The organism is Streptomyces sp. NPDC002602 (genome assembly GCF_042889445.1).
In the GTDB taxonomy this organism is placed as follows: Bacteria; Actinomycetota; Actinomycetes; order Streptomycetales; family Streptomycetaceae; genus Streptomyces.
Window position 1 is genome coordinate 60,528 of the sequence record NZ_JBIAQX010000026.1, and the last position, 21,659, is coordinate 82,186.

The 21,659-nt window shown below is 69.8% G+C and carries 22 protein-coding genes and 1 pseudogene; 13 read left to right on the forward strand and 10 right to left on the reverse strand.

All coding sequences use genetic code 11. The features are described 5' to 3' along the window. The first annotated feature begins 5 nt into the window (after nucleotides 1-5). From ACFYW3_RS36805 to ACFYW3_RS36825, 5 genes are all read left to right on the forward strand, one after another. Nucleotides 6-521, forward strand: coding sequence for a topology modulation protein (locus ACFYW3_RS36805; protein WP_389388707.1), 516 nt, complete (start codon nucleotides 6-8; stop codon nucleotides 519-521). A 30-nt stretch (nucleotides 522-551) separates the two neighbouring features. Next, a complete protein-coding gene (locus ACFYW3_RS36810) occupies nucleotides 552-1,382 on the forward strand; it encodes a class I SAM-dependent methyltransferase (protein WP_389388708.1) in 831 nt (276 codons plus the stop codon). A gap of 9 nt (nucleotides 1,383-1,391) precedes the next feature. Further along, complete coding sequence (locus ACFYW3_RS36815) at nucleotides 1,392-2,123, forward strand: phosphotransferase family protein (RefSeq protein WP_389388709.1); 732 nt, start codon at nucleotides 1,392-1,394, stop codon at nucleotides 2,121-2,123. After that, complete coding sequence (locus tag ACFYW3_RS36820; protein WP_389388710.1) at nucleotides 2,120-3,139, forward strand: sulfotransferase; 1,020 nt, start codon at nucleotides 2,120-2,122, stop codon at nucleotides 3,137-3,139. Before ACFYW3_RS36815 ends, ACFYW3_RS36820 begins: the two co-directional genes overlap by 4 nt. Nucleotides 3,140-3,307: 168 nt before the next feature. Then, nucleotides 3,308-4,261, forward strand: coding sequence for a DUF6624 domain-containing protein (locus ACFYW3_RS36825; protein WP_389388711.1), 954 nt, complete (start codon nucleotides 3,308-3,310; stop codon nucleotides 4,259-4,261). 231 nt (nucleotides 4,262-4,492) lie between these two features. On the opposite strand, the gene ACFYW3_RS36830 is transcribed toward ACFYW3_RS36825, so the two are convergent. Further along, on the reverse strand, nucleotides 4,493-4,645 hold the full coding sequence (locus ACFYW3_RS36830; protein WP_389388712.1) for a hypothetical protein: 153 nt from the start codon (nucleotides 4,643-4,645) through the stop codon (nucleotides 4,493-4,495). 391 nt (nucleotides 4,646-5,036) lie between these two features. Next, nucleotides 5,037-5,366, reverse strand: a complete 330-nt coding sequence (locus tag ACFYW3_RS36835; protein WP_389388713.1) for a hypothetical protein — start codon at nucleotides 5,364-5,366, stop codon at nucleotides 5,037-5,039. Between the two features lie 282 nt (nucleotides 5,367-5,648). Here ACFYW3_RS36835 and tpg point away from each other — a divergent pair. From tpg to ACFYW3_RS36855, 4 genes and pseudogenes are all read left to right on the forward strand, one after another. Continuing rightward, nucleotides 5,649-5,870: pseudogene (gene tpg, locus ACFYW3_RS36840) on the forward strand (telomere-protecting terminal protein Tpg); the annotation flags it as partial. Between the two features lie 863 nt (nucleotides 5,871-6,733). Continuing rightward, complete coding sequence (locus tag ACFYW3_RS36845) at nucleotides 6,734-7,021, forward strand: hypothetical protein (protein WP_389388714.1); 288 nt, start codon at nucleotides 6,734-6,736, stop codon at nucleotides 7,019-7,021. 14 nt (nucleotides 7,022-7,035) lie between these two features. Then, nucleotides 7,036-7,854, forward strand: a complete 819-nt coding sequence (locus tag ACFYW3_RS36850; RefSeq protein ID WP_389388715.1) for a helix-turn-helix domain-containing protein — start codon at nucleotides 7,036-7,038, stop codon at nucleotides 7,852-7,854. 964 nt (nucleotides 7,855-8,818) lie between these two features. Beyond that, nucleotides 8,819-9,631 carry a hypothetical protein gene (locus tag ACFYW3_RS36855; protein ID WP_389388716.1) on the forward strand — a complete coding sequence of 271 codons (813 nt, stop codon included), beginning with the start codon at nucleotides 8,819-8,821 and terminating at the stop codon, nucleotides 9,629-9,631. 181 nt (nucleotides 9,632-9,812) lie between these two features. Here ACFYW3_RS36855 and ACFYW3_RS36860 read toward each other — a convergent pair whose 3' ends face one another. From ACFYW3_RS36860 to ACFYW3_RS36875, 4 genes are all read right to left on the reverse strand, one after another. Continuing rightward, on the reverse strand, nucleotides 9,813-10,187 hold the full coding sequence (locus ACFYW3_RS36860; protein ID WP_389388717.1) for a hypothetical protein: 375 nt from the start codon (nucleotides 10,185-10,187) through the stop codon (nucleotides 9,813-9,815). A gap of 742 nt (nucleotides 10,188-10,929) precedes the next feature. Further along, nucleotides 10,930-11,424: a hypothetical protein gene (locus ACFYW3_RS36865; protein WP_389388718.1), complete on the reverse strand. Its 495-nt coding sequence runs from the start codon at nucleotides 11,422-11,424 to the stop codon at nucleotides 10,930-10,932. Nucleotides 11,425-11,476: 52 nt separating this feature from the next. Continuing rightward, complete coding sequence (locus ACFYW3_RS36870) at nucleotides 11,477-12,718, reverse strand: IS110 family transposase (RefSeq protein ID WP_389388726.1); 1,242 nt, start codon at nucleotides 12,716-12,718, stop codon at nucleotides 11,477-11,479. A 1,416-nt stretch (nucleotides 12,719-14,134) separates the two neighbouring features. After that, nucleotides 14,135-14,287 carry a hypothetical protein gene (locus tag ACFYW3_RS36875; RefSeq protein WP_389388719.1) on the reverse strand — a complete coding sequence of 51 codons (153 nt, stop codon included), beginning with the start codon at nucleotides 14,285-14,287 and terminating at the stop codon, nucleotides 14,135-14,137. 26 nt (nucleotides 14,288-14,313) lie between these two features. Here ACFYW3_RS36875 and ACFYW3_RS36880 point away from each other — a divergent pair, with 26 nt between their 5' ends. From ACFYW3_RS36880 to ACFYW3_RS36890, 3 genes are all read left to right on the forward strand, one after another. After that, entirely contained in the window at nucleotides 14,314-14,667 is a 354-nt protein-coding gene (locus ACFYW3_RS36880; protein ID WP_389388720.1) for a hypothetical protein, read from the forward strand. 449 nt (nucleotides 14,668-15,116) lie between these two features. Further along, on the forward strand, nucleotides 15,117-15,377 hold the full coding sequence (locus ACFYW3_RS36885) for a hypothetical protein (RefSeq protein WP_389388721.1): 261 nt from the start codon (nucleotides 15,117-15,119) through the stop codon (nucleotides 15,375-15,377). A gap of 763 nt (nucleotides 15,378-16,140) precedes the next feature. Continuing rightward, nucleotides 16,141-16,314, forward strand: coding sequence for a hypothetical protein (locus ACFYW3_RS36890; protein ID WP_351757321.1), 174 nt, complete (start codon nucleotides 16,141-16,143; stop codon nucleotides 16,312-16,314). Between the two features lie 574 nt (nucleotides 16,315-16,888). Here ACFYW3_RS36890 and ACFYW3_RS36895 read toward each other — a convergent pair. The 4 genes from ACFYW3_RS36895 to ACFYW3_RS36910 form a co-directional block, all read right to left on the reverse strand. After that, nucleotides 16,889-17,305, reverse strand: coding sequence for a hypothetical protein (locus ACFYW3_RS36895; protein WP_351757318.1), 417 nt, complete (start codon nucleotides 17,303-17,305; stop codon nucleotides 16,889-16,891). Between the two features lie 67 nt (nucleotides 17,306-17,372). Further along, nucleotides 17,373-17,603, reverse strand: coding sequence for a DUF4160 domain-containing protein (locus ACFYW3_RS36900; RefSeq protein ID WP_351757315.1), 231 nt, complete (start codon nucleotides 17,601-17,603; stop codon nucleotides 17,373-17,375). 460 nt (nucleotides 17,604-18,063) lie between these two features. Further along, nucleotides 18,064-18,339, reverse strand: coding sequence for a hypothetical protein (locus ACFYW3_RS36905; protein ID WP_351757310.1), 276 nt, complete (start codon nucleotides 18,337-18,339; stop codon nucleotides 18,064-18,066). Nucleotides 18,340-18,398: 59 nt separating this feature from the next. Then, the gene (locus tag ACFYW3_RS36910) at nucleotides 18,399-20,885 is read right to left on the reverse strand and encodes a Helicase associated domain protein (RefSeq protein WP_389388722.1); all 2,487 of its coding nucleotides are present in this window, start codon (nucleotides 20,883-20,885) and stop codon (nucleotides 18,399-18,401) included. A gap of 197 nt (nucleotides 20,886-21,082) precedes the next feature. On the opposite strand from ACFYW3_RS36910, the gene ACFYW3_RS36915 reads away from it, so the two are divergent. Continuing rightward, nucleotides 21,083-21,337 (forward strand): hypothetical protein, encoded by a 255-nt coding sequence (locus ACFYW3_RS36915; protein ID WP_389388723.1) that lies wholly within the window; start codon nucleotides 21,083-21,085, stop codon nucleotides 21,335-21,337. The last annotated feature ends 322 nt before the right edge of the window (nucleotides 21,338-21,659 follow it).

Sequence of the window (21,659 nt, forward strand, 5' to 3'; positions counted from 1 at the left end):
TCCTCGTGAATCGAATCGCTCTCATCGGCTGCGGCGGCAGCGGCAAGACGTACCTGTCGAAGCAGCTCGCGACGCTCATCAGCGCGCCGGTCACGCACCTGGACGCGGTGTACTACGACGACGAGTGGAACGCTCTCGACAAGGAGAAGTTCGCCGCGATCCAGGAAGAGCTGGTTGCCGCCGACTCCTGGGTGATCGAGGGGAACTACGCCGGGACGCTGCCCATCCGGCTCGCCCGCGCCGACACGGTGATCTTCCTCGACCTTCCGGCATGGGTGTGCCTGTGGGGCATCGCCCAACGGCGTCTGCGTTACGGCGGCGGGCAGGACAACTCGACGGGCGTCTACGACCGGATCAACTGGTCGTTCATCCGGTACGTGTGGGGCTACCGCAAGACGATGGCGCCCCGTGTCCGGGACCTGGTCCGCGAGCACGCTCAGGGGGCGCCCGTGTACCGAGTCACGAGCCGACGGCAGGCCCGCGCGCTCCTCACCCGGCTCCGGGCGGCCCAGACCGCCTGACCCGGGGCGCGGCCGGGCGGGGGGTGGCCCGTGTCTGACCTGTCCCCATTCCTGGACGCCGACCTCGTCAGCGGCTCTCTCTACCAGGACCAGCAGCGTCTCGCCGACCGCACCGGCGCGCTCATGGCCGCGAAGATCAGCGGCCGTCCCGCGCCGGGCGTGATCGCCTCCTATGCGCTTCGCGCCCGGCCCCGCCCCGGCTCGCTGGTCCTGGACATCGGCTGCGGGCGCGGTGCATCCACCCTCGCCCTCACCCGGACCCTGCCCGCGTCCCGGATTCTGGCCATCGACGCCTCCCACGCCATGCTGGCCGCCACCCGAGACCGGCTCACCCAGGCCGGCGGCGCCGTCACCACGATGCAGGCGGACTTCCACCACCTACCGCTAGACACCGGCAGCGCCTCCCTCGCGGTGGCCGCGTTCTGCCTCTACCACGCACCCGACCCACGGGTCGTGCTGCGCGAGATGGCCCGCTGCCTCCACCCCGGCGCGACAGTCATCCTCGTCACCAAAGCCGCCGACAGCTACGCCTCCCTGGACCGGCTCGTCGCCCGCGCCAGGCTCGACCCGAACGCCACCTCCCGGACCGGCCTGTACGGGGCGTTCCACAGCGCCAACATGCGGGCCATCGCCGAGAACGTCCTCGACGTCCGCGAGGTCCACCACGAGACACACCGCTTCTGGTTCCGGGACCTCGCCCACACCGCCGCCTACCTGGCCACCACACCCAAGTACCAGCTCCCCGACGGCCTCACTGGTGATCCGGAAGCCCTCAACCACCGGCTCCGGGCCGTACTGCCGGACGAGCCGGTGGAGACCGCGTCGGTCGTCAGCTACCTGACCGCCACCGTCCCCGGCTGAAAGGGCCCCGTGGGCTTCACCAAGACCTACCAAACTGCGGAGGCCGCCCAGCAGGCCGCAGCCCACCATGCCTGGCTGGCCGGTCTCGGCATGGCCGTCCCCCGGCTCAACGCCCGGCGGGCCAGCGTCCTGGACTTCGAGACCATCCACGGCCGCCACCTCGGCCCGGACGAACTCCCGGCCGCCGCACGGCTCCTCGGCGAGGTGCACACGACCGCGTACCGGGAGGCCCTGCACAGGGCCCGTCTCAATGAGTCGTTCCATCTGCCGGGCGTCGGAACCCTGGCGGCGTTCACCGCGCCCCGTATCGCACGGGTCCGGCACCTCCTGGACAGCGGGAGCGTGCCCGGCCCGGCCTTCACCGCCGACCAGGCCGCCCGCATCATCGACGGCACCGCCGGCCAACCGGCCGCCTTCTACAAGGACGCCAACCCGCGGAACTTCCTCACCGGCCCGACCGGCATCGTCGCCGTGGACTTCGACGACCTCACCCTGGCCCCGTTCGGATACGACCTGGCCAAGCTCATCGTCACCACCGCAATGACCCACGGGCTCCTCCCCGACCACGCCACCGAGCAGGCCCTCGACGCCTACAACCAGTACGTTCCGCACCCCTGCACCCGGCAGCGCCTGAACGAATGGATGGAGATCCACCACATCCTCACCAGCCCCTACCTGGGGCGCAACGGCTACACCAACGGCTGGCACACCCTGCGCCCCACCGAAGCGAGGACACCGTGACCCACCCCCTGGCCGACCAACTCGCCGCCCCTCACCCCGACGGCATCGCCATCGCCCTCTACCGCACCCGCGTCTACCGGTTCTCTGACGACCCCCGCCACTACGTCCTCGCCGAAGCCCTCGAAGAGAACTACGCCCAGGGCAGGCCCCCGGCCCCCACGACGCTCGCCTACCTGAACGCCGTCCTGGACCAGATCCGCACCACCGGCCGCCCCCTCCCATTCAGCGCCGACATCGCTGCCGCCGAGGACCTCGACGTCCAGCAGGAACTCGACGCCCGCGCCCCCTACGCCCCCCGCCCCAAGCCCGAGCACACCCCGCACACCCTGTTCTTCATCGTCGGAGCCCCCCGCTCGGGAACCAGCCACCTCTACAACGTCCTCGCCCGCGCTGGGACATACGCCTACTTCACGACCGCGTCGTGCTGGGCCTGGCCCGTCCGCAATCTCGCCCATCCCGCCCGGCAGTCCTTCGAGACGACCGGCGACACGGTTCTGGCCGTCGATAACAAGAACACCCGCCTCGTCCCCGGCCTCGTCATGCCGTACGAGGCCGAAGACCTCTACGCCCGCGCTGTCCCCGTCTATCGGCACCTCGGCGGCCACACCTACGACCTCACCGACCCCCGTCTGAAAGACCCGGCTCTCCTGACCGCCAGCATCCAGGCCCACGTCCAGCACTTCGGCCGCCCCGACTTCGTCACGAAGTCGCCGTTCAACTCGCTGCGCATCCCGGCCCTCGACACGGCCACCGGCCAGCGGGCCCTGTTCCTGAACATCACCCGCGACCAGGCAGACACCGCAGACTCCATGCGCCGCAACGGCTTCCGCTTCCACCATGACGGCCGCCCCCTCACCGGAGAAGCCGCGTGGGAGCTGTTCACCACCACCATCGGGCGGGATGCCCCGCCGGAGCGAACCATCCACGTCACCCACCACGACCTCCTCACCAACGAGAAGGACACGATGGCCCGCGTCCACCGGCTGATCCAGGACAACCGGCCGGCGGCGCCGTAACTCCGTCCCTGCCAGGCCGGTTCGCCCGGCCCCGCGCCCCGACCCCTGACTTGGGAACCGATCGTTGCCCCGGACCGGCTCGATGAACACAGGGCCGGCATGGGCCTGGCGCGGTCGGCAAGCACTTCCCGCCCGCGTCTACCTCCAGACCGTCACCCAGGAGCGTCCTTGACCCGGAACCCCGGCTCCACCGCCGACGTACACCTGATCCTCCGCGCCAGCCCGAACGAACACTTCCGGGAAGGCGACAGCATCCTTCTCGGCGTACGAAAAGGAACCGGCTGGTGCGACGGCAAGTACCAAGTGCCATCTGGCCATGTCGAGGACGAACCTGCGATTGATGCAGTGATTCGCGAGGCCGAAGAAGAGACGGGCGTGATCCTCACCCGCGACCAGGTCCGCTTCGTGCACATGATGCACCGCCGCTCCGACGGCTCCTCACGCGTGGACTTCTTCTTCGAAGCCATCCGCTGGGGCGGGACGATCACCAACACGGAGCCGGACAAGTGCGGCGGCTGGGAATGGCACCCAATGGACAAGATCCCGACGGACACCATCCCTTACCTGGCTCACGCGATCGGCCTGATTCGTGAAGGCGTCGCGTACTCCGAGTGGGGCTGGAAACCGCACTCGGAGCTGACGGCGGAGCTGCTGCGGCGCATGGACGAGGACCAGGAGGTCCGGCGTATCCCGGCGGGCGAGTGGACGCATGAGGCCACCGAGCGACTGATGGCGGTGGATGCCAGCAACCGGGAAGCGTTGAGGCATATCATCGCCGGGCACGGGTGGCCGGGGATCTCGCTCGTCGGCAAGGAGGGGGCGCGGGCGGCATGGCTGATCGCGCAGCACGCGGACGCCGACCCCGTGTTCCAGGGGCGGGCACGCGATCTGCTGGCGTCGGCAGTGGAGGCCGGGGACGCCGAGCCCCAGCATCTCGCGTACTTGACCGACCGGTGTCTGGTCGGAGCGGGCGAGCCTCAGCTATACGGGACGCAGTACGGGGCAGATGGTCCCCGGCCCGTCGCCGACCCGGACCAGCTCGATGAGCGCAGGGCCGCCGTGAGCCTCGGTCCACACGCCGAGTACGACGCGCAGATGCGGGCCTCCCGCGACAACGGCTGAGAGATAGCCGAAGCGCCCCAGACCAGGATTCACAGGTCTGGGCGCTTCGGCTTTTCGGTCGGAGGGCCCGCGGTGCGCCGCACAAGGACGGCGATGTCGGCGTTGCCGTCAGTGGTCGGTCTGGCAGTGGGTGGGGCTGAGTGTGTCGGTCAGGAAAGCTGCCGGAAGAGTAGAGCGGTTGGTGGCGCGCGGGTACTTCCAGGTTCTCCATCAGATCGCGGGCGGCGGGGATCAGGGGCGCAGGGCGTAGCAGCGCAGGACGTCGAGGTCGGCGGTCTGGACGGTGGACCAGCCCGCGGTGAGGATCTCGGCCTGGGCAGGGGTGATTCCGAGGCCCCGCAAGGGGTCGGTAGCGGCGCAGCGCCCGGAGATCTCGGTGACCACCCAGAAGGTCCCGCCCGGGGCGAGGGCACGAGCACCAGCACACGACCCGCGTCAAGCTCCTGCGCGCTGCGGACCGGGATCCGGGTTTCCCGGAGCCGGTCGCCGTGATCACCTGAGTGCGTAGTCCGTTCGGGCACGGTCTGCGCGGCGGGGCGTTCCAGGGCGCGCACGACCGTGTCGACAGCCTCACGCTGGTGCGGGCGGAGCTGCTTCGCCCCCGATACTGTGCCTCTTCGTTGAGCCCGGTCGCGGCACTTCCACGCCGACCGCCGCAGGTTCGCCGAAACCGTCGCCCGCCTGACGGCGCAGCCGGCCGCCGCGGTGTAGCCACGGCTCGAAGCATGCAGGCCCGGACGGAATCCGTCCGGGACCTGCACTGTGGCACTCCCTGCTACCGGGGCGCCCCGGTAGCGCTGCCGGCCGGTGTCGGTGCGGTCCCGGTCGGCGCCTCTGCGCCACCACCGAAGAGCGCGAGCATGATGAATATGAAGAGCGCCAGGCCGCCCCCGCCGGCGGCCACTGCGACCGGGCCGTTGATCCTGCGGGTGTGCGGTCGGACGTAGTGGCCGTTGCGGTGGTGGCCGCGGACGTTCGTGGTCGCGCCCGGATTCGACCGCTGGCGGGGTATGGTCGGGCGAGGGGATGCGGACGAGGGCCTGTCCTTGCGGGTGTGCGGTCGGACGTAGCGGCCGCTGCGGTAGTGGCCACGGACGTTTGCCATCAGCGATTCCTCGGGTCAGTCGGGGAGGAGCGGAGATTGCGAGCCTGATCGGGCGCACTCACGACGGTAGCTCCGGCCACTGACACGGCAGGGTCGGCCAACTGTTATGTGAGCAGGGCGCGTTGGGGTGTGTGGAGTGAACTGGGGCGCATCGAGCCGGGGACCGACCTGATTCCGGCCGCCCAAGGTTCAGAACGAGCCTTCCCACTGACGCCCCAGCCGCTGCGTTGACGCCCGAAGTGCTAAGACGCTGGCCCGGCCGCGACCCGGGCCGCGGCTCCGGGTACGACGGACGACGGCCGGATGTGGCGGATCACGCAGCACCGGCCGCCGGAGTTCGCCGGCCGGTTGCTGGCCGCCCAGGACGCCGGAGCCTCCGAGGCCGAGCTACAGCAGATCGACACCGAAGGCCTGCAAGAGGTCTACTTCAAGGACGGCGGGAGCCGCGCGCAGGCGCTGTTGGTCGAGTTCACGGACATTGCCTACATCGACGTGGCCCTGTGACGTGCATGGGTGAGCACCCTGGGAGGTATCTGCGGCCATCTCCGCAGGTCAGGACGACGCGAACGTTCTGCAGGCTGGGTGCAGGTAGGTGCCCCGTCCGGGCCCAATCAGCTGCCGCCCATCACCGGGCCTCCTGCTTCTGGATCCGCACTGTTCCTCTGAGATGGTCCGGCGGGTGCGAGTCGGCCCTGCCGCGTACGGCGGTGGGGGCCGGGCCTGCTGCATAGCCGGCGGGCGAGTTCCGCTAATCGCTTGGCGGACCTGCGGGATGTGCGGAGACATACGTCAGGGCCGGCCCGGCGGGTGCCGGTCGGCCCTGATGTGTGAAGCGTTCGCGCGGCAACGCGGTGCTTCGTTGTGTCCCTGCTGCGGAGTCACCTACTTCAGGGGTTCCGCCGGTTGCCCGGTCGGTCTGCACCCCACGGTGCCGTGCCGGCGGACCGGAACGCAACTTTTCCTTGGACGGGAGCGGACGAACGGGGCCGGGCACCCGGGCGGGTGGGGGCGCTGCACGGGGACCGGTGACGGAGCCGCCAGCAGACCACCTGCGCATCCCGGTATGTGCCCCCGGTATTTATGCAGGTCAGAGCGCTCCAATGGAGTCGGCGTGTGTAAGTGGGACAGCGGAGACACCAGCGGACGAATGAACACGCATTCCAGACTTATCGGGTGGGCTGCCGGGTTTCCGCGCTTCGGGGTGCTGTGACTGTCTGTCATGCTTGTGATCCCCGGCTAGGCGACGGCAATCGCCCCTGGGAAAGCGCCAGTTGGCGCGGAGAGTCACCACTACGGGAGGGCGCCGTCCGGCGCCCTCCCGGCTTTCAGGGGTGCCGTCCATCCGGCACCCTGGTCTGGAGACCGGTATGGCAGTGCAGCAGGAAGTCGCCCGCGTGAGCGCCCCGCAGGGGCGCGGGCCGGAGGGCAGGCCGGGCGGCCTGACGATGCCGCAGGCCCTCGTGGTCAGCGTCGTGATGCCGGTGGTGCTTGTCCTGGCCGTGGTGCTGAGCCTGCGGGGAGTGCAGACGGGGGAGATCTTCCGCCTGCTCGCTGGCACGGGCGCGATCGCAGCGGCCCTGGTCCTCGCCCTCACCCCGGGCGGCCGCAGTTCGGCGGCCGCGGTAGCCCGCGCCGCTCTCCAGGCCGGCAGGTAGAGCGGGGCAGGGTCATGGGACGACCTGAATCCCTCGTCGACCACACCCTCCCGGCCCGCGGCGCCCTCGCCGTGGCCTTGCGCGAGCTGCGTACCGCGGCCGGGCTGTCGTACGACAAGCTCGCGGCACGCTCCGGAGTCTCGGCGACCGCCCTCAAGCGCGCCACATCGGGCCGGCACGTGCCCGCCCGGGAGACGGTCGAGGCGATCGCCGCCGCCTGCCACGCCCAGGACGACGACGGCCTGACGCAGCTGTGGCTGGATGCCCGGATCGCCGAGCGAGGCCGCCTGCAAGGACGCCGCCGCCCTGCCACTCCTGAGCTGGTCACCACCCCGGGAGCGCTCAGTCAAGCGCTGGTCTACTTCTACGAGCGGGCCGGCGCACCAACGCTGCGCCGCCTGTCGTTCCTGGCGGGCGGAAGGCATTTGTTACCGGTCAGTTCGGCCGGGCGGGTCGTGGCCGGGCAGGTGCTCCCGGCCAGCCGTCAGCAGTGCCTGGCCTTCCTGAATGCCTGCGGGATGGGACTGCGTCTGCGTGTGCGCTGGGCGGACGCCTACGACCGGATCACGGTGCTGGCGCCGGCCCGCAGCTGGGAGTTCCTCCAGAGGGAGATGGCGCTGGCAGAGATCGCCCTGAGCGGCCAGCGCGAGCGCCACGCGGAGGGTTCTGCCGGTATCGGGTCCGTCCGCCTGGCCGACCTGCACCACGGCCCAGGCCTGATTGCCCGCTCCCGGGGGACGGACATGCTGCGGGAGCTCTACGACATGCCGCTGCGGGACGGGACGATCCGGTACTCCGAGCCGCGCCGTACACGGCGGCAGCGGGCGGCATGAGGAAGGTCCTCGCACGGTCTGCTCCGAGAGGCAGGCGCGGGCCGCGCGGGGCTTCCAGCGCGCCGAGCAGGCAGCCGGGGCGAGGGGAGTGTCCGCCGTGGCGGCCCGCTCCCGATCCACCACCCCGCCGCGGCGACCCCGGGCAGCCGGCCCCGGCGGAGGCCGCCGTCCCCGCTCACCGGCAGCAGGCCGCACCGGTCAGGGGCACGGGGCGTAAGCGGTGACGGCGAAGGCTCCCGCACCCGGACGCCGAGGGCGGGGCGTCCGGGCGTACGCGGACCGGGCACGGGCTGCCTGGTGGGCGCTGTCGGTCCGGGACCAGGTCGCTGCCTGCGGCCTGCTGCTGGCCGGTGCGCTGTTCGCGGCCGCCTGGCGGGCGGGCCATCTCGGGCTGCTGCAGGCGGACTTCGTCCTGTCGGTGCCGGCCGGCACGGCGGGCGTCGCCACCTTGTCCCGGGGGCGCCGTCCACCGGCCGCGGTCCGCTACGCCTGTGGCCGGGCCGCTGGCGGGACCCTCGGAGGGCCCGTCATCACCATCCGCCTCCCCCTGCCCGCGCGGGTACAACCCGGTGATCCCGTGCGCGGCCCGCCACCGCAGCAGGTCCTGGTACCCCTCCAGCCACACCAGGGACTCCGGCATCGTCTCTTCCAGGATCATCGCGGCCGCCGAGCACCCGGACCTCTCGGGTCGACGACGAAGACTCGGGAGCAGGTTTTTTGGGGCGTTGGGTGTGGTGAACAGCCCAACGCGCCGCCGACACGCAGGCGGCTGGTGCCGGGCCTCTGCCAGCAGTCCCGCAGGGTGTGGGGGATCGACCTCCCTCGGCGGGCGCCGGGATGCGGCGAGCGTCTCCTGCTCCTCGGCGGCGGCCAGTGCGTTCTCGACACGGCCGAGTTCGCCGCCGCACCTTGCGAGCGTGGCCTTGGCACGCTCGGACAGGCGCCTTTCTGTCATCCTGGCCCCATGTCTGAACCGGTAGACGCAGGCGGTGTGACGGTTCCCGCCGTAGGGCGCAAGAGAGTCATCGCGTCCGTGATCACGCTTGCGGCATTGGGAATCGGCGTGCTTCATGTCGTCAAGCCCGATGTGGAGATCGACAACATCACCTTGGCGCTCGCTGCCATCGCGGTGGTGCCATGGCTGGGTGACGTCTTCGAGAGCATTGAACTTCCCGGCGGCACCAAGCTCCAGTTTCACAAGCTGCAAGTCCGCATGTACGCAACAGAGCAGCGCACGGAAGAGGTCCGGCAAGCAGCGGGCGATGCGGCCCGGCAGGCTCGGGTCGCGTTGGTGACCTCGGGTAGCGACTACACGGCCGACGGCTCACCGGCGGAGAAGGTCGCACGGCTCACCCATGAGTTCACCGAACTGCGGCGGACTGAACCTTCCAGTCCCGGACGGACCTACCGTCAGGAGCATATCTTTGCCGAGCTGGCGAGACTCACCCCTCAATGGGCCGACATGGACCTGCATGCAGCGCTCGGCTCGGACGACGGCGGGACGCGCCTAACCGCATACGCACGCCTGTACGCGGCGCCGGAGGAGCAGTACCTCAGGGCACTGGTGGACGCGGCCGTCGAGGAGAACATCCACTTCAACCAGTACTGGGCCCTCCACGCGGTCGGCGTGGCCATCGACACCTTCGGCGCGGACAGGGTCGAACTGGCGACGGCGCGTCGTCTCCGCTCGTGTATGCCACGGTTCCCAGAAGACAGCGACCGTGCCCGAACACTGCGCGCTGTCCTCGTGAGACTGGACGACGATGCGGCCTCCTGAAGGAGGTCATGCGTTTCGGGGGCTTCCTAGTGTGCCGGCTGACCGCTCCGGGCACGGGCCATTGGGGTACTGGGCAAGGCCGGGTGATCGAGCGGTTCCGGTCGGGGGCGGTTGGTCTGCGGGTGATGCCGGCCTGGCCGGCCCGGTTGCGGGGCGCGGCCCCGGAGTGGGCGCATGGCACTCAGCAGGAGTCGGACCAGCCGATGCGCACGGCTGTTAGGACATAGCCAGGACCTGCGGTGGATCGGCCGGGTGTCAGGCACCAGATGGCTTCGGTGCCGGTGGCGGCCCATCGCACTTTCAGCTGTACCCGTCCGGTAACCCGGGCGTTGACGACAGAGAAGTTGCGTTGGGGATGGTCCAGCGGCTGGTACCAGAAGGTAGGTTGCCCGTAAGTGCCCACCTTGGCTTGCGCCGTGTTCGGGTTGATGCCGTTGTAGACGCACACGTAGCCTGCGGGGCATCGAGGAGCGGCGTGGACTGGTGTAGGGCTGAGCAACGCCAGCATCGTGCCGGCGGCTGCGATCCCCGAGACGGACATGCGTTTGGTGACCATGTGCCCTCCATCGAGGGAGTGCCCGGTGCGGGAGAGAGCCACGCAATGGGCGAACGGGTCTCTATAGCAGGCTAGGTAGAACAGCGTCGCCCTGCAATTTCTGGCGTGCCACCTCGATGAGCCGGATCGCGGTCGCCCGCCAGGCCAGGGACAGGGTGATCGGCATCAGGCGGGGCAGGGTGCGGACCATCGTGAGCAGACCGTCGCTGCGGTCCTCATGGCGTTCGCTGCCGAGCGTCCACGTGCGGAGGGGCTCGGGCGCCGGCCGCCGACGGCGGCAGCGACGGTTCCCGAACCTTTGGCGGCCTCCAGGTTCTCCTGGAACCGCTCGTCCGCCATGCTCCAGACCATGCCCAGCCTGCTCGGGGGGCCGGCCGCGGCCGCCGTCCCGCACGCCTGTCGCGTCGGAGCGGCCCCCCGGGCCCCAGTGACCGTTGTCGCTCATCAGCAGCCCTCGACGTCACCTCGTGGGGCGAGGACGAATGCGCGGACGGCGCTACGCCCCGGCGCCGGGGACGGGACGCGGTTCCTGTGGATCGGGGACACCCCCTGACGACCTGACACCCGACGTCGGCTGCGGCTGGCTGCAAACCTCTTCTGGCTGTCGCAGAAAGACACCTCATGCAGTTAAGCCGTCAAGTCGTGGGGGTGAGGCCGTGCCCTTACAGATCTTGCCGAGGGTCCACGCTGGGCCTCAGCCGGCGCCCCGAGGCCGGCGTGGGACGGAGGCCGGGCGGGTGGGTCACCAGAGGCCGAAAAACCGTGTCCACCAAGTGGGCCGCGCCGAGAAGTGCTCCAACCTGCTGGGGCCCTCGTAGTCGCTCTCCAACAGTTCCTCGGGGACACTCACGTAGCCGAGCTCGGCCAGCGCCCGCTCCACGGTGGCGAGGTCGCCGAGGTCCAGCACTCCCTCCTCGTGGGCCTCGGCCGTGCCCAGGAAGGCCCCCGGATTGTCTGCGCAGACCTCGGCGAGGAAGCCAAACTTGCTCACGCAGACCACGATCCGCGTCCCGCAGACCGTCGCGTCCGCAGGCACGTGGACGCGCCCGTACTCGCTGGAGTCCTGGGTATACCGCTCGGACTCGCACGAGGCACGGAAGTCTGCTTCGAGCCGACGCACTAGCCCACCGAACTTGAGGCCGGTCGCCGCGCGGTCGTAGTGCAGCGGCCGTTCCAGCCGCTCCGGGTCATCAAGTTCACGCAGGAGGGTCAGCAGTTCTATCTCGCTCTTCGCCATCCGCACATCCTGCCGCCCGTCGGGCGGGAGCGGCGAGGCAGGGCCGTCCTGTTCATGTCGTACCTGTCGCTGCTGTCTGGGGCTCTGAGGGGAAGGCGATTGCTTCATCGAATGGGACGCGTGCCAGGAGGCAGTGGTGGAGCTGGCCGAGCATCCGGTTGAACAGGTGCCGCAGGGCCTGCATGTGCCAGTCTCCTCCTGCCCGGCGGCGCCGGTAGTGGGCGTCCGCGCCGGATGAACCGCCGAGGGAGGCGAAGGCCCAGAGGTGGCCGACGTGGTTGAGCCGGTTGTTCTTGACGAACCGGCGTCCGACGTAGCGGCGTTTGCCGGAGGCCCGCGTGATCGGGGCCGAGCCTGCGTACGCCTTCAGCCCTCCAGCCGAGGCGAACCTGGTCCTGTCATCGCCCATCTCGCCCAGAATCCGGGCACCGACCTGAGGGCCAATCCCAGGGAAGCTCAGCATGATCGCCGCGTCCGGGTGCGACCGGAAGGCATCCTCGGTGGCCCGCGCCAGGTCATCGACTGCCTCGCAGGCCGCGTCCAGCTGCAGCAGCAGGGCCAGTGCCTGCTTACCCATGGCGTCTTCGACAAGGGGCAGCTGTCGAGGGGCTTCCTGGCGGAAGAGCTGCTGGATGCGTTCGGCGTCCGTCTCGATGCCCCGGCGGCGGCCGGCCCGCCGGAGCATGGCGGTCAGCTTCCACATCTGCAGCTTGGCGGCCAAAGCAGGTGTGGGTGCGACGGCCAGAATGCGGCGGGCATCCGGGCGCGTCAGGGTTCCCGGCTTGTCCCTGAACGCCTCGATCATCGCCGGGAAGTATTCCCGGAGCAGGGACCGCAGCTGATTGGCGACCTGCTGCCGGTTCCAGACCGCGTCCTGCTGCGCGCGGGCCAGGACGGCGACTGCCTGTGCCAGGTCGGTGTCGTCAGGCAGAGTGCGGTGCATCGGCGCGTCGGTGCGGATGATGTTTGCGAGGACAAGGGCGTCGCCGGGGTCGGACTTCTTGCGGCTGACGCCGTGGCGGTCACGGTAGCGGGAGGCGGCCATCGGGTTGACCGCGTAGATCTTCCGGGGGCCCTGCCGCAGGGTGGCGACAAGCAGTCCTCGGCTGGTCTCGATGGCCACCGGGATCGGCATCTCCGCGGTGTCGCCGTGCTCGGCCAGGAGGTCCAGCAGCAGCCGGTAGCCGTCCAGGTCGTCGTTGATCCGGCACTTGGCCAGCAGCTTGCCGGTGTCGTCGACGAGCGCGACGTCGTGGTGGCCCTCCGCCCAGTCGATCCCGCAGAACACGTCCATGGATCCCGCCCCTTCTCCGGTGCTGTTCTCGAAGGCGAGCACGCGGGGCCGCACGGCGCACTAATTCCAGGGCTCCAGGGCCCGCCACCTCATCAGCCGTGCGCGGCACCGCAAGCCGCACGGGCGCGCGCCGTGTCCAGAGCTCGAAGCTCGTGAGGAGAAAACGCGTCACCGTGCGGCAGCTCATCCTTCGAGGATCCCGAACCCGACGGGCCCGCGGGGGCAGAACGTGCGAGGACCGGCCGGCGCCCAGCGCCACCAGTCTTTGCAAAGACCTCGCACGGTCGGAGGTGTCGTAGGGGTCACCACGGCACCGACCGGACCACACACGTCCTGCCCCGGGCTGGACAACGCCGCCCCGGGCCCCTCAGAGATCCAGGACCTCTAATTACTAACGAATTAGAGGTGTCGCCGCCGTTGACAGGCTTGCCCACGGGGTCTGACCTGCCTATACGAGAGGTGTCCGCTTTGAGGGGTTCCCACCTTCGGTCACACCTTCGGTGCACCTCTGGGTCCCTCGCCGCATCCCCCTGTCTGTGCACCCTGCGGTGCAGCCCCGGTTACCTAGCCGCGCAAGTACCCCCTACGGGGCGCCTTTCCCCTGGTCAGGCCTGGTAACAGGCGCGGAGGTAACCGGTTTGGTAACTGGCTGGGTATCAGGTGCTGGGCAAGCCTGGCTTGCCCAGTCACCGGCCCAGTCACCGGCCCTGTGGGGTGAACTCAACGGCCTGGTCACCGGTTGCTGAACTCACCGTTTCACTCACCGGTGACTGAAACGGTGAGTCACCGGTCGGTGGTGGTGCCGGGTCCGAGGGTGCGCCGGCCGTACGGCGGTTCGGGGTTCCCGCCGTCGGTGGTCTCGACGGGTGGGGGTGTCGGGGTGCCCTCGGCGGCGAGGCGGGCTCGGTGTGCCGCGGTTGGTGGTGCCGGGGGTGTGGCAGGCGGGGGCCTGAGCCCAACGGGCGGCGCTCGATCATCTGTCCAGTCTCCCGCCCTGCCCTCGACGCGGTCGGCCCTGGGTTCGGAACAGTTGGGGGGAAAGTTCGGGGGATAGATGGGGGAAAGTTGGGGGGAAGACAACTTCTGGGCTTGCGGGTGTTCTTCCTGGTCAGGCCTGGGTTTCGGGTCGGTGACTGGCCGGACTTAATTGTGGGGATGGGTCTGGGTTCGGGGTTGGCGGGTCGGTTGGTGGGGGTGCAGCTGGAAGTCGGGGGATTGTGGGGGCTTGTGGCGCTGGCGTGACGTGATGATCACGGACGTGGGAGGCGAGGTGCGGGCACGGGGGTTACGGGTTGCGGGGCTTGGGGTCGGGCTCTGTCTGATGGCGGCCGGGTGCGGTGGTGCGTAGTCGGACGGGAAGCCGGCCGCGGTGGTGCCTTCGGTGGCGACGTCGTCGGTGGTGCCGGCGGCGGATCCTCAGGCGGCCGAGAAGACGGCGGTCCTGACGGCGTACGCGGCGTTGACGGCGGCCGAGGAGCGCTCGTACGCGACGGCGAGCACCCGCAGAACCGTGGAGGTGCGCGGATAACCGTCGCCCATGGGGACGCCCGGGTGCGATGCTCGGCACACGACATGGTCTTCCCTTGGAGAGCGGCATGGATCTCAGCGCCACCGGTGACCCCATTGTGACGCAGGCGGACCCCCAGGTCCACGTCGGCCTCGACGTCCAGCAGGGCACACTCATACTCACCCAGGGCGGCACGGACTATGCGCCCCACCACGCCCTGGTGGAGTTCGCCTCGCCCGAGGGGCGGCCCTGGACGGCGCAAGAGGCCAGGTTCTCGGCTCAGGGGCCGGACGGCGAGCCCGTGGCGCTGACGGTGGATCTCCTCAACGATGCCTGCGACGGACCCCGCGCCGGCGTCCCGGGGGTGATCTGGAAGATCGTGGCCCTGGCCGCGACATCCGCCGGCGACGTAGGCATCACCTACGAGCCGCCCACCGCCTGACGGCCGCTCCATCCGCTGGGCCTGTTCCCAGCCTGGACGAGAGGCCACCGGCCCGGGGTTTCCTCCACCGCCGGCCGGGGTCGCGCGCGGGGGTTTCGGCATCGGCGCCCCGGCCGGCTGGAAACCCGGGGATCCGGGCGGGTCGCTCTACCTGGTGACCTGCCCCAACAGCGCCGGTGACGAGATCCGCGGGGGCCTGCGCTGGTCCGCGACCGGCCCGACCGGCGGCGGCGTCGACGTCCAGGCCCTCGCCCACCAAGCCGTCGAGAAGCTGCGCCTGGAGGGCCCGGACATGGGGATCGTGCCGCGCCCGGACGGCACGGGCCTGGTCGGGATGCCGGTGTGGATGTGGTCCAAGCCTGGCCCCTCGTGGTCCGACGTCGACGTCGGCGTCGGCGGGCTCGGCCACGGTCACCGCGACGGCCCGGTTGCGCACCATCGTGTGGTCGATGGGCGACGGCGCCACCATCCCCTGCGCCGGCCCCGGGACGCCGTACGAGCCGGCGTTCGGCAAGCAGTCGTCCCCGACGTGCGGCCACACCTATACCCGCACCAGCGCGACGGCGCCCGGCGGCCGGTACCCGGTCACCGCGACCAGCACGTGGGACGTCCAGTGGGAGGGCGCCGGCCAGAGCGGGACGCTGACGGTCACCCGCGCGAGCTCCACCAGCCTGGCGATCGGCGAACTCCAGGTCGTCGGCGCTCCCTGACGCCCCGGTACACATGGGGGGAAACAAGGGGGGAGACAAGGGGGGATCCATAGGGGGAGACATGGGGGGAAGCGGGTAGAACGCCCCCTCGGCGTCGTCCCTGGTTAGACCTGGTTTCGCGGCCGGTGACTGGCCGGACTTTCTTGTATATGGGTTTGGTTGTTGGGGTTGGTCGTTCGGTCTTCGGTCTGTGCCTGGGCGGTTGCCGGATGGTTCGGTTCGTCGGGTTTCTGGTCTGGTCGTGGCCGGCGTGGGTGTGCGGTTCAGGTTCGTGGGGTTGTCGGTCGGTCTGTCTGTGAGTCGGCGTGCTGTTCGGTGGACTCTCTGAAAGTTCCGGGCGGTCCGGTGTCACATCTTGCGATTACCCCCGTAACCCTGTTGGCGAACAGAACCGGGGCGCGGGAGGCCTCGGCTCGCCTGTGACGGCCCTCTGGGCCCGCGCGGGCATCCGGTTCCCTCAGGCGTCCTCCGAAGCATTCAGCGGGCGCTGGGGAGCTTGCGCCACCACCGGCGGAAGTCCCGCGTAACAAATCGCGGTGTCCACCCCATAACTCATCTGCGGGAGAAGGACCGCGCAGCCGCCCCAGACCTGTGATCGAAGCCCCATTCAAGCCTGATCTGCTATCAAATCCGCAGTTCAGAGCATTGAATGGGGCTTCTTTCCGCGTCAGGTTGGCCGGGGTTGTGGGGCTAAACCCCGCCTGAACCACCATCCGGATCAACCGCATGCCGACCCCCGGCATGCCTGACGAAAGGAAGACACATGTCCTCCCTCACCCTGGCCGTGCTGCTGCTCTTGGTCCTCGTCACGCTGCTCCTGGCGGGCGGCTTCGCCTACGCCATCCACCGACACCCGGTACTGGCCGCGCCGGTGACGGCGGCCGGAACGGCCGTGATGCTGGTGGTCGCCTGCCTGGCGATCATCGGTGCCCGTTGACCCGGCACAGGGGGCCGCGGTGGTTACGGCGGTGACCAAGCGGACCTCCTGAAGCAGTGCCTGTGTCGGTGTTCGCCGTTGCGGCTCCTCCTCAACGGTGCCGGCGGGGCGGCCGGGTGGCGGACTGTCGCCCGCCCCACCCGCCGGCCTGTGGGAGCCCTGCCACGACCATCGTGCTCCGCATCAGCCGCTACCTGTGCCGCAACAACATCCCGCTCACCGGGGACGTGTTCGCGCCGGACACGGAATGGCGGCGCCGCTTCCCCGACATGGTGGAGCCCTGGCCTGCCCGAAGTGCGCTGTGGGCACGACCTGGCGGTGCACGAGCCGTGACGGATCCTTCGTCGACGGACACATCCCCGTGGCCGAAGGCCCCTGCTTCGACGGCTGCAACCATCTCTCTCCCCCCGGCACCCACCCCCGTACCACTGTTCCCGAGGTGCCGGGTGAATGGAGTCGGCGCTGAGAGGCCCCGGTCGCCCCGTACATTCCCGGGAGCCGCCACATCACGATGGCCTCCCCTCCCGTGAGGGAGGGGAGGCCATCGTCTCTTCACTTCTTCACTTCTTCGACGTCAGCCGGTGAGCGCCTTGGTGGCGGTCCGCCGAATGCGCTTCGTCCGGCCCGACTCGGCCAGAACTCTCAGTACCGACGGCTCGGAGACCTCGGCGCCGATCCGCAGCTGGAGCCAGTCGCTCCAGCCGTCGACGAGTTCGGCGCTGAGTGTCGGCGGTTCCGCTCCGGACCGGAGGTCCTCGAGGATTCCCAGCTCGCGTGACCGGCGTTCGCTGAACCTGCGCACCGAGGGGGCCAAGGCATGCACCCAGGTCTCCCGGTCGGTGCGGGGCACCCGCTCCAGGGCTTCGCCGACGACAGCCGACGCGAGCGCGCCGTCCGCCTCCGCGGTGACCGCGGCCAGCAGGCCCGGCCGCGCCGTATCGGACGCGAGGGCGGCCCTGTACAGCTCCCAACGCGCGTGTCCGTCGGTCATGTCGGACACGGTTGTTCCCACCCGGTCCTCAAGCTGCCGCAGGGCGTTCCGGAGTTCCGGGGGCACCTCAGCATTTGCCATTGGCCTTGAGCCTTTCCATGGCGGCTCGGATGTTCTCCCTGATGGTACGGATGTTGCTGTCGATGACAGCCTGCTGGAGCTTCGTCGGCGGCTTGTCCTCCAGGATCGGCTTGCCGTTCATGCCGATCCGGACCTCCGCGCCCTTGCCCTTGACATGCGCGTGCGGCGGGGCGTGGTCGTTGGAGTAGATCTGGATGGTCACTCCACCTTCGTTCACGATCGTGCCGACACCCGGGTACTACGGGCTCGTCGACGCCAACTGGGCGGTCGTGGCCCCCGCAGTGGTGGCGTACGCCGTCGTGGCCGATGCGGTACCGGCACACGCGGGTGCCGCAAAGGCTGCCGCCCGTGACGGTCGGGCGTCTCGTAGACGCGGCCCTGTACTCCCTGACGACACCGCCCTCGGCACCGGCCGCTCCCGCTTCCCCGACGGCCGCCCGCTCCCGCTCGACCACCATCCCGGCCGCCGCTGCCCCGGCCTGCAGGCCCCGACGTAGGCCGCCGTCCCCGCCCACTGGCAACAGGCCGCACCGGCCAGGGGCGCGGGGCGTACGCGGTGACGTCGAAGGCTCCCGCACCCACTTGGCGGGCGGGCCGTCTCGGTCTGCGGCTGGATACTGGGGACGCGGGACTCGCCCCGCAATTCGGTGGTAGGTCACCACGCAGGTTGATGGCTTTCAGGGGCTGACCGGGTTTCGTGCGGGGCTGCACTCAACGATCACGCGGGCTGCGCGCAGTTTGTCGGGGTGCTCTCCGAGCAGTCTGGTGGTGATCAGGATTGCTTGGATGATGCCGACGTCTTGGTTCTTAAGGTGTTGTTGCACTGTGTCCATGTCGGTGCCCGTCGCGAGCAGCCGCCTGCATTCATCGATGTGGTCGGCCGCCTCCTGCGCGCGCTCAGGGGACAGTCCGCCGACGTTGGCGAGGAGTTCTTCCACCGTGGGGCTGGGCATGTGAAGGATCCTCGCAGAGGTCCTCTGCCCTTCCCACCTTGTTTTGATTGGATCCGCTTCTACCGTGCCCAGTCGATGCCGAGTGTGGCGAGCGCGGCGAGTTGGGCGGTGTCGAGCTTGGCGCGGCGGGCTTTGATGTTGGCGATCCAGATTCCGGTGCGGTGTTCGGTCCCGTCGGCCAGGACCTGGACGACGCCGCGTCCCGGCAGTCGGCCCTCCCGCGCGACGTATTCCGCGAGGGCCTCCAACCCCTTCTGGAACGCCCCACTGCCCTTGCTCGGCCCGGACGCCGTGGCGGCTTTCGCGGCCGTCTTCCGGTCCCGTACGGCCTTCTTCACGCCCAGTTCGGCGAGCCTGCGCTGCTGCTCCTCGTTGAGCTTGCTGAAGTCCCGGCGTTGGGTGGTGAGCCAGCGCCCGACGTCCTCGCCGTGCAGGGTCACCCCGGGCACCACGTCCTCGAGTCGGGCGCCGCCCACGAGGAGCTGGGCGAGGTAGGCGTAGTGCCGCTGCCAGTCGACCGTCCAACCGTTCTCGCGGGGGTTCCAGTCCGGATCGACGGCCGCGAGCTTCTCCGCCCGCCGACCGGCACGTTCGGGATCCTTCCCGAGCCCGCCAGGTCTGCGTACGTTCGTGAGCCATTGCCCGATGGCCTTGTCCAGGGCGGTGGCGTGCCGTGGGGCCGCCAAGGTCCCGTGGAGTTCGAAGTAGGCGCGCGCGGCGGCGAGGTTCTCGGCGAACCCTTGGTCGGTGGTGTCCCACACGATCCCCAGGTTCTCCAGTTCGGCCGCCCGCTGGCCGGTCATCTGTCCCGCCCGGTAGGTGCGCCGCTGGTCGGAGAGCCACCGCCCGAGCGGGTAGGCGCCCTCTGTGTGCTCGTAGGGGACGTCCAGGTGTTCTTCGCGTTGCCTGTACCGCCAGGCGGCCTCGATGCCCCGCTTCCAGTCCTGGCGTTCGGTGTTGATGACGGTGTAGCTGATCCACTTCGCGATCAGGGCGGGGTCGCGGGGGGTCGCGAACCGCAGCAGCAGGCGGTCATCCGGCTCGCCCTCGGCGGGCTCCGGACCGACCGGGAGCGACGGATCGACAACGCGTTTCTGGTTCTCCTGTGGAATGGCCAGCATTTCCACAGCCTTTTCATCGTGCGCCCGAAGACCTTCCAAAACCCGAACAAGAGGGCGATACGAGTTCGAGGTAAGCATGTCCTCCGGCTTCTCGTCCTCCGCCAAAAACACCGGAACGATCAGTGTCGCCATCTTCCCCTGGCCCGGGTTCTGCCGCAGCGCCCGGCCGATGGCCTGGACGATGTCCACGGCCGATCCCTTTGGGTCGATCAGGGCCACCGAGTCGGTCGCTCGGATGTCGACGCCTTCACCGAGGACTCGACAATTCGAGAGTACGGCGCGCCCGGCCCGGCGCCCGAAGTCGGCCAGCACCGACTGCCGGTGGGCGCCTTCGTGTTCCCCGCACAGCCACCCCGCCCACACCCTCTCGGGATGCCGCTCCGGGTCCACGGTGTGGAGTCGGGCCGCGACCCGTGGCAGTCCGGCGGCGAAGGCCTCCGCCTCGATGGTGCGGTGGTGGAAGGTGATCGTGGTCTGGAGTCCGTGGGCGGCCATGGTCTCCAGCAACGCGGTCTGCGTCGCCGCGAGCCGCTGCCCCCGCAACGGCTCCTCCCGCCGCTCCTCGCTGAACAGCCGTTTCGGCGTGACGACGGGATCGGTCAGCTCGGCCACCACGATCTGATAGCGCGCCAGCAGCCCCCGAGAGATCGCCGATGCCAACGACAGCTCGTACACGACCGGCCCGAACACCCTCTCGTCGTCCATCGAACACGCCAGCCCCTTCGGGAGCCGGTTCCACGCCCGCCGCGTCCGACCCGACGTCTCCTCGTCCACGATCTCGACCTGCGCCTCGTACAGCTCCTGCTCCGCCCGCGACCTGGGCGGCCGTTCCTTCCAGACCCTGGGGGTGGCGGTCATGTAGAGCCGGCGCATCGCCGGGATGACCTCCTGGCGGTGGATGTCCGCCCACGCCTTCCCCGCGGAGCCCGACGTCCGGTGCGCCTCGTCGACGACCACGAGGTCGAAGACGTCCATCGGCAGCCCGTACGCGCCCTCGTGCGCTTCGGCCAGCACCGGCAGGGAGGCGTAGGTCGCGTAGACGGTGACGGGGCCCCGGCCGTGCCACAGTCCGAGCTGCGGCGCCGACGTCGTCGCGCGGCCCCCCAGGCTCCACAGGGCGGGGTCGTCCTCCAGAGAGCACACCGCCACCGCGGGCCCGGTGTGGCCGGCGATCCGCCATTCCCGGGCCGTCTGCGTCAGCAGATCCAAAGTCGGCAGCAACACCAACACCCGTCCGTGCCGGGCCAGCCGAAGCGCCGCCGCGGCGGCGATGAACGTCTTCCCGGTCCCGCACGCGGCCACCACCGTGGCCCGCAGACCAGCCTCCGGAATCCGCTTCCCGAGCGGAATATCGAGCCCCCGGACAATTGCCTCCACCGCTTCCTCCTGGTGAGGACGCAGTACGATGTCACCAGACTCCTGCATGCGGCACTCCACTGAAACGAAGTGGCGGGAAAAATCCGCCAGGGGTGGGGTAGCAGTTTTCTCGGGATCCTACACACCTACACGCATCACATCACGGATGATGCACACTGACGACTCTACCGCGAACGAGGTCCGACGCAGAGCAGCCCTGGACAACGCCGGCTCCGGCGAGAGGAAGCGATCGGTACGATCCGGACGTGATCAGCCCCCTGTCGAAGCTTCCCGAGCGCAAGCACCTCATCACCTCCCTGGCACTGGCCACCCTGCTGGCTGTCGGATGGTACGGCTTTCAGCCTGTCCCGACCGACTGCGTCGTGTATCACGGGTCGTACGTTCCTCTTGAGAGGAATGGACCCACCACAGAGCAGCTCAAAGAGCTTGAGAGACAGGCCTCCGAAGCCGGGGGATGTCCACAGAAGAGACGCTGGGACACCTGGCGATTCTCGATCTGACAACCCCAGCCAAGACCGGCAAGAACGACCCCTCCTCCAGCCTGCCGCCCGCGGAGCGGGCTGACCCTGGAGGCGAAGCCGGAAGGGTCCAGGGTGGGGGAGCGAAGCGGACCCACCCAACGGGCCGTAGGCCCGGACCCCGTGAAACAGGGTCATTCTCGCCCGCGCAGCGGGCCGTTCGGGCGAAGCCCGAACCAGTCCGGAGCGAAGCGCAGGACACCGGCCCGAAGGGCCGGCCATGGCTCTGCGCAGCAGAGCCCGCTGAGCGCAGCGAAGCGGTTCTCTTCCTGAGCGCGCAGCGCTCAGGGTCCCGCTCCGCGGG

What these genes read in the sequence shown, in the direction of transcription:
- ACFYW3_RS36835 (WP_389388713.1), bottom strand. Translation starts at nt 5,366, where the DNA reads ATGGCAAACGTCCGTGGCCACTACCGCAGCGGCCGCTACGTCCGACCG.
- ACFYW3_RS36845 (WP_389388714.1), top strand. Translation starts at nt 6,734, where the DNA reads ATGGCAGTGCAGCAGGAAGTCGCCCGCGTGAGCGCCCCGCAGGGGCGC.
- ACFYW3_RS36850 (WP_389388715.1), top strand. Translation starts at nt 7,036, where the DNA reads ATGGGACGACCTGAATCCCTCGTCGACCACACCCTCCCGGCCCGCGGC.
- ACFYW3_RS36855 (WP_389388716.1), top strand. Translation starts at nt 8,819, where the DNA reads ATGTCTGAACCGGTAGACGCAGGCGGTGTGACGGTTCCCGCCGTAGGG.
- ACFYW3_RS36860 (WP_389388717.1), bottom strand. Translation starts at nt 10,187, where the DNA reads ATGGTCACCAAACGCATGTCCGTCTCGGGGATCGCAGCCGCCGGCACG.
- ACFYW3_RS36865 (WP_389388718.1), bottom strand. Translation starts at nt 11,424, where the DNA reads ATGGCGAAGAGCGAGATAGAACTGCTGACCCTCCTGCGTGAACTTGAT.
- ACFYW3_RS36870 (WP_389388726.1), bottom strand. Translation starts at nt 12,718, where the DNA reads ATGGACGTGTTCTGCGGGATCGACTGGGCGGAGGGCCACCACGACGTC.
- ACFYW3_RS36880 (WP_389388720.1), top strand. Translation starts at nt 14,314, where the DNA reads ATGGATCTCAGCGCCACCGGTGACCCCATTGTGACGCAGGCGGACCCC.
- ACFYW3_RS36885 (WP_389388721.1), top strand. Translation starts at nt 15,117, where the DNA reads ATGGGCGACGGCGCCACCATCCCCTGCGCCGGCCCCGGGACGCCGTAC.
- ACFYW3_RS36890 (WP_351757321.1), top strand. Translation starts at nt 16,141, where the DNA reads ATGTCCTCCCTCACCCTGGCCGTGCTGCTGCTCTTGGTCCTCGTCACG.
- ACFYW3_RS36895 (WP_351757318.1), bottom strand. Translation starts at nt 17,305, where the DNA reads ATGACCGACGGACACGCGCGTTGGGAGCTGTACAGGGCCGCCCTCGCG.
- ACFYW3_RS36905 (WP_351757310.1), bottom strand. Translation starts at nt 18,339, where the DNA reads ATGCCCAGCCCCACGGTGGAAGAACTCCTCGCCAACGTCGGCGGACTG.
- ACFYW3_RS36910 (WP_389388722.1), bottom strand. Translation starts at nt 20,885, where the DNA reads ATGCAGGAGTCTGGTGACATCGTACTGCGTCCTCACCAGGAGGAAGCG.